Origin of the sequence: Mammaliicoccus sp. K-M42 (genome assembly GCF_022386375.1) — a bacterium.
GTDB classification, from domain to species: Bacteria; Bacillota; Bacilli; order Staphylococcales; family Staphylococcaceae; genus Mammaliicoccus; species Mammaliicoccus fleurettii.
Window position 1 is genome coordinate 46022 of record NZ_JAJNIS010000015.1, and the last position, 6000, is coordinate 52021.

Annotated in this window: 6 protein-coding genes; 1 reads left to right on the forward strand and 5 read right to left on the reverse strand. The window is 33.5% G+C overall.

Features of this window, described 5'->3' with window-relative positions; genetic code table 11:
* Nucleotides 1–70: 70 nt before the first annotated feature.
* On the reverse strand, nt 71–1144 hold the full coding sequence (locus LQ668_RS08840; protein ID WP_208143508.1) for a YkvI family membrane protein: 1074 nt from the start codon (nt 1142–1144) through the stop codon (nt 71–73).
* A 187-nt stretch (nt 1145–1331) separates the two neighbouring features.
* On the opposite strand from LQ668_RS08840, the gene LQ668_RS08845 reads away from it, so the two are divergent.
* Nucleotides 1332–1766 (forward strand): VOC family protein, encoded by a 435-nt coding sequence (locus LQ668_RS08845; RefSeq protein ID WP_208143507.1) that lies wholly within the window; start codon nt 1332–1334, stop codon nt 1764–1766.
* A gap of 97 nt (nt 1767–1863) precedes the next feature.
* Here the strand turns inward: LQ668_RS08845 and LQ668_RS08850 are convergent, their stop codons facing one another.
* Genes LQ668_RS08850 through LQ668_RS08865 form a run of 4 tightly spaced genes read right to left on the reverse strand, consistent with a single transcriptional unit; the run spans nt 1864 to nt 5727 of the window.
* The gene (locus tag LQ668_RS08850) at nt 1864–2832 is read right to left on the reverse strand and encodes a sugar phosphate isomerase/epimerase family protein (RefSeq protein ID WP_107510043.1); all 969 of its coding nucleotides are present in this window, start codon (nt 2830–2832) and stop codon (nt 1864–1866) included.
* A gap of 23 nt (nt 2833–2855) precedes the next feature.
* Nucleotides 2856–3899 (reverse strand): Gfo/Idh/MocA family protein, encoded by a 1044-nt coding sequence (locus tag LQ668_RS08855; protein WP_078358580.1) that lies wholly within the window; start codon nt 3897–3899, stop codon nt 2856–2858.
* Nucleotides 3900–3916: 17 nt separating this feature from the next.
* Nucleotides 3917–4633, reverse strand: coding sequence for a ThuA domain-containing protein (locus LQ668_RS08860; protein ID WP_107510045.1), 717 nt, complete (start codon nt 4631–4633; stop codon nt 3917–3919).
* Nucleotides 4634–4650: 17 nt separating this feature from the next.
* Entirely contained in the window at nt 4651–5727 is a 1077-nt protein-coding gene (locus tag LQ668_RS08865; protein WP_107510046.1) for a Gfo/Idh/MocA family protein, read from the reverse strand.
* Nucleotides 5728–6000: the final 273 nt, after the last annotated feature.

The window sequence follows — 6000 nt, forward strand, 5'->3', positions numbered from 1 at the left end:
AATTTAATGATTTTAACAATTAAGGCTGAGACAATTAATTTGTCCCAGCCTCAACTCTTGAAAAATATATTTAAAGTTCCTTTTTACCAAATTTCATTTTAAATGGTGCATAAATTAGTACTAAGATTAATACTAACCCTAAATAACCAATTAACGGATAGAATATTGCAACTAAGTCTGTAAATCCTACGAAGCTTAATCCTAAACCGACTATGACTGATACTATGTAAAATATTTTAAATGAATTTGTACCTACAAAAGTAAATCTAGAAGCAAATGCATAAAACATTCCCAATCCAGTATTAAATATCATACCAAATATCACAATCGCCATAAACACACCTAAGATAGGAGAAATTTCATTTACAATACCTAACATCGGCATATCTAGATCTCCTACTGTATCTAGTTTAGAGAAAATAGCTAAATGACTTAATATAATCATGACACCTAATGCAAGTCCACCTAATAATCCACCCATACCAGCGATTTTAGAATCTTTTTCAGCGCCACCCATAACAATAGCCATTGATGCACCTACTGCAGTATTAAATGATGCATAATTAATACCAGCTATAAACCAGTTTGGTAATGTAGAAGAGTATGAGTCAGATATTTTATTTAACTCAGCAAACGATGTATCTACTGTGAAGAAACTATAAACTGATATAATTACAATAAAGACAATAAGAAATGGTGTTATGTTTCCGATAACTTTAACGACACCTTCTACTTTCAACATACCTGCTAAAAGAATTAAAACCGTCATAATTAATGTACCGATAATAGGTGCTAAACCAAATTGTTGGCTTAAATTCGAACCTGCACCTGCTAACATTACGACACCTACACCAAACAGTGTAAAGATAATTACTAAATCAATAGTCCAACCGACTATACTTCCAAAAGCTGATTTACCAGTTACTTTATGTATAACTTCTTTATGTGAATCTGTCTTCATTTTACTTCCGAGCCAAACTAGCATCATACCTACATATGCAAACAGTGCTGTTGTTATGATACCTCCAAATATCCCCATAACCCCAAAACTCGTAAAATACTGTAGAACTTCTTGGCCAGATGCGAATCCAGCACCTACTATGACACCTATAAAAGCACTAGCTATCAAAAAAATTCTTTTCATAAATCTCACTCCCCTTAAATATACTATATCAAAGTTTAGTTCCGATTTTTCAATATTCAACCTATTTTTAGAGAAGAAAGACAATTATTTGAAATCGTTTTCATTTTATGATTTAATTTATTAGTTTAAATAACAATTTCATTATATAATGACAAATAACTCATAATCTAAATTGGAGATGTATAACATGAAATTAGAGAAAATGGACCATGTAGGAATTGTCATTGAAGATTTGGAAGAAGTTAAGCATTTTTTCAAAACTTTAGGTTTAGAATTAATTGGCGAACAAAATGTCAATGGTGAGTGGATTAATAACATATACGGAGTCGATGCAGTAGAAGCAACAATTGCTATGATGAAAGTCCACAATGGAGAAACCGCAATAGAGCTTATAAAATTCCATAACCAAGTAGAGACATCTAATGAAACTAAATACTTCCCCAAAAATATCGGTGCCAGTCATTTCGCATTTGCAATTCAAAATATTGAGCAAGTTGTCGAGAACTTGAAATCAACATCATCAAATATAATTGGAGAAATCATTCAATACGAAGACCTATATAAACTATGTTATATAAAAGGACCCGAAGGCATTTTTGTAGAATTAGCAGAAAAACTTTAATAACATATCACTTACAACTTCATAATACACCACCAAATATCCAACTAAAAAAAACATGACTTCTGCCCATTTTTATAAGCTGAAGTCATGTTTTTCATTATGCCCACCAAATATTATCTAGTGATTCGTTGATATTCACTGTCTGTAAGTTATGTGCTGCTTTTTGGAAGCCTTCTTCTACTGACATTATAGGATCTTCATGTTCTATACTTACGACATAATCATATCCATTTATTCTTAGTGCACTTATAATATCTCCCCATACTTGTGGGCTATGTCCATAACCGACTGTTCTAAATGTCCATGCTCTTGATTGGACTGAACTATATGGTTGCATGTCTGTTAATCCATACATATTGACATTTTCTTGATCAATATAAGTATCTTTTGCATGGAAATGATGTATTGCACCGGCTTTACCTAGTATTTTAATTGCTGCTATTGGATCTATACCTTGCCACCATAAATGACTCGGATCTAAGTTAGCACCTATTGCATCATTTGTTGCTTCTCTTAATTTCAACAATGTATATGGTGTATGTACTGAGAAACCTGCATGTAACTCGATACCAATTTTGACATTGTGATCTTTAGCAAATTTAGCCGCTTCTTTCCAATACGGGATTAGTTTTTTCTCCCATTGCCATTCTAGTATTTCAGAATAAGCTGTTGGCCAAGGTGTCACTGGCCAGTTTGGATGTTTCGAATCTTCGTCAGATCCAGGTACGCCTGAAAATGTATTAACAACTGGTACGCCTAGGATTGAAGCTAATTCGACTGTTTTAATAAATGTTTCATGTGCTTGTTTAGCATGCTCTTTATCTGGAGAAACTGGATTGTCATGACAACTAAAAGCACTAATTTCCAATCCTCTTTGTGTAATTGCATTCATAAACTCTGTTCTTTTATCTTCATTTTCTAGCAATTCATCTAAATTACAAAAATGATTACCAGGATTTCCTCCAGTACCAATTTCAACCATCTTTAATCCAGAATTTGCTACATGATCTAACATTTCTTCAAACGTTTTATCTTGAAAAAGCACTGTAAATACACCGATTTTCATATGTAACACCCCTTATAAATTTATTAAGACTCTATTCTTACACTTCTTCCCTCTTCACTACTTTGATAAATAGCATCTATTAATGAACTTACACGTCTTGCTTCTTCAGGCTTCACAACTAAATCTTCTAAACCTAAACAGCTGTTTACAAAGTTTAAAGATTGTCGTTGTGCTGCATTATCTTCATTATGTTCAGCGTATGCTTGTTCATTAAAAAATGTTCCAAATCGAGGTTGATATATTTCAAACGGATATACATTTAGACCGCCATCAACACCAGACATGCTTAAATGAATTTTATCTTCTTTAATATTTGCTGACCATGAACATTCAAATTGCATTGTTGACCCATCTTCAAAAGTGATAAAACTAGACACATGATCGTCTACTTCAAATGTTTCGTAATCAAATGTTCCCCAGTCATTTATTTGGTTTGGTGTTTTGCTTAATCGATTATAAGTCTTACCCAACACTTCCACCGGTTGAGCATCTTTTTGTAACCACATAGCAAGATCTAATAAGTGGCATCCATAATCTATAAGACTGCCTCCACCTTGAAGTTCTTTATTAGTAAAGACACCCCAACCTGGTACTTTACGTCTGCGTAATGCCTGTACTCTTGTTACGAGCGCATCTCCAACTACACCTTCTTCAATTGCACGATGAGCTGTTATTGCCGCATCTGTAAAACGATAATGATAACCAATTGCTAGCAATTTGCCAGAACGATTTGCCGCTTCAATCATCGCATCACATTCTTTACGATTCATTGCCATTGGTTTTTCACAAAATACATGCACACCTGCATTTAAAGCAGCAATACTGATTTCAGCATGGAATTTATTCGGCGTACATATAACGACAGCATCTACTTGTTTAAACATTTCATTATATTCCTCAAAAACATTCGTAATATTAAATTCTGAAGCTACTTTTTCAGACAATTCATAGTTAATATCTTGTACGCCTATTATTTCTACTAAGTGGTCTAATTTTTTAAAAGCTGGTATATGTCTGTTTTGTGCAATTCCACCAACACCGATGACACCTAATTTTAGTTTATTCATATTAGAAGTCTCCTATTTTATTTTTTGCTAATTTTCTCAAGAGGTTGTGCATTACCATATTGATGTTTAGGTGTATTTCTATTACACGCCCACTCAACTGCATTTTTAATAACTTGTTGAATTTCTTTATTATAATAAGTAGGATAGCTTTCATGACCTGGTCTAAAGTAGAAAATCTTACCATTACCACGCTTAAATGTTGCACCACTTCTAAAGACTTCTCCACCTTCAAACCAGCTTATAAATACTGTTTCATCTGGTGCAGGTATATCAAAATGTTCACCATACATCTCTTCTTTTTCTAACTCTATATATGAGTTGAGACCTTCTGTAATAGGATGTGTCGGATCTACTACCCAAAGTCTTTCCTTATCGTCAGCCTCGCGCCATTTTAAATCACACGTTGTTCCCATTAAGCTTTTAAAGATTTTTGAAAAATGACCTGAATGCAATACGATTAGACCCATGCCATCTAACACACGTTGTTTCACTTTAGTTACAATTTCATCTTTCACTTCATCATGTGCCTTATGTCCCCACCATATTAATACATCTGTATTAGCTAACACATCATCAGTTAAACCATGTTCAGGCTCATCCAATGTTGCTGTCTTAACTTCATGATTCTCACCTAAAAATTCTGCTATAACATTGTGAATACCATCCGGGTAAACAGCTTTAATTGTTTCACTTTCTACTTCATGTCTATATTCATTCCATACAGTTATATTCATTTTAATATCCCCTTTTATTAATCGAAGTATACAGCTTTACCTGTTTTTGCTGATTGATAAAGTGCTTCTAATATTTGCGTGATTACCATAGCTTCCTCTGGTTTAACAACTGGTTCAGTGTCATTTACGATACTATCAATCCAGCTACGCGCCTCTACTTCTGCCTCATCAACAGTTTCACCTTCATAAAAATCTACACCTTTATTTTCTAACTCTACATTTGTAGTGTATAAAGAACCGAACTCTTCACCATGAATTCTCAAACCGTCTTTCATATCAGCGCCACCTTCAGTACCTGAAAGTGCACATTTTGCTTCATCCACTTCTAATGAATTTAGCGCCCAACTTGATTCAAGAATAATTGTAGAACCATTTTTCATTTTAATAAAACCGAATGCGGAATCTTCAACTGTGAATTTCTTAGGATCCCATGGTCCCCATGCATTTGCAGCATTTTCCTTTTTGCCAAGCTTATGGAAAGTTGAGCCCATTACAGATTCAGGTTCATAATTATCCATCATCCATAATGTTAAATCTAAAGCATGTGTTCCAATATCAATTAAAGGTCCACCGCCTTGCTTTTCTTCATCTAAAAAGACACCCCAAGTAGGTACAGCTCTTCTACGTATAGCTTGAGCTTTACCATAATAAATATCACCTAAGTCTCCACGTTGTGTAGCTTTACGTAAATATTGACTGTCAGGTCTGAAACGATTTTGATAACCAATCGTTAATTTTTTACCATTACGTTTAGCAGCTTCAATCATCTCTTTCGCTTCTTCTGTAGTCTTAGCCATAGGTTTTTCACACATCACATGTTTACCAGCATCGAGTGAAGCAACCGTTAATGCTTTATGAGAACTGTTAGGTGTACATACGTGAATAACATCTATATCATCATTTTCCAACAATAATTTATAATTTTCGTACACTTTTGCATCATTTGTACCATATTGTTCTGCAGCAACTTGAGCTTTTTCAATTTCAATATCACAAAAAGCAACAATATTTACTTCACTTATCTTCTGCAAACTAGGTAAATGCTTTCCATTTGCAATACCACCGCAACCAATGATTCCAACATTTAAACTCATACGTACAGCCCCTTTTATGTATTTATAATAATTTATAGTAATCGCTTACATTAATATTCATATAACTATGTTAAAATAAAAAAGTTCAAAGACCAATGAATAACCCTCGTAAAGACATTTATATCTTACATCTGAATTTATTTTCAAAGACTGAAAATATTTTTAAATATTACCACACAATGAAACATACTAAGATTAGCTATGAAGAAATCTATGACGATAGATTTTTTCATAGCTATTTTTTATAGTTATAGAGAGAGGTAGACTGTGCGG

Excerpts from the sequence above, each read along its gene's own strand:
- LQ668_RS08865 (WP_107510046.1), bottom strand. The coding sequence starts at position 5,727 with ATGAGTTTAAATGTTGGAATCATTGGTTGCGGTGGTATTGCAAATGGA.
- LQ668_RS08850 (WP_107510043.1), bottom strand. The coding sequence starts at position 2,832 with ATGAAAATCGGTGTATTTACAGTGCTTTTTCAAGATAAAACGTTTGAA.
- LQ668_RS08855 (WP_078358580.1), bottom strand. The coding sequence starts at position 3,899 with ATGAATAAACTAAAATTAGGTGTCATCGGTGTTGGTGGAATTGCACAA.
- LQ668_RS08840 (WP_208143508.1), bottom strand. The coding sequence starts at position 1,144 with ATGAAAAGAATTTTTTTGATAGCTAGTGCTTTTATAGGTGTCATAGTA.
- LQ668_RS08860 (WP_107510045.1), bottom strand. The coding sequence starts at position 4,633 with ATGAATATAACTGTATGGAATGAATATAGACATGAAGTAGAAAGTGAA.
- LQ668_RS08845 (WP_208143507.1), top strand. The coding sequence starts at position 1,332 with ATGAAATTAGAGAAAATGGACCATGTAGGAATTGTCATTGAAGATTTG.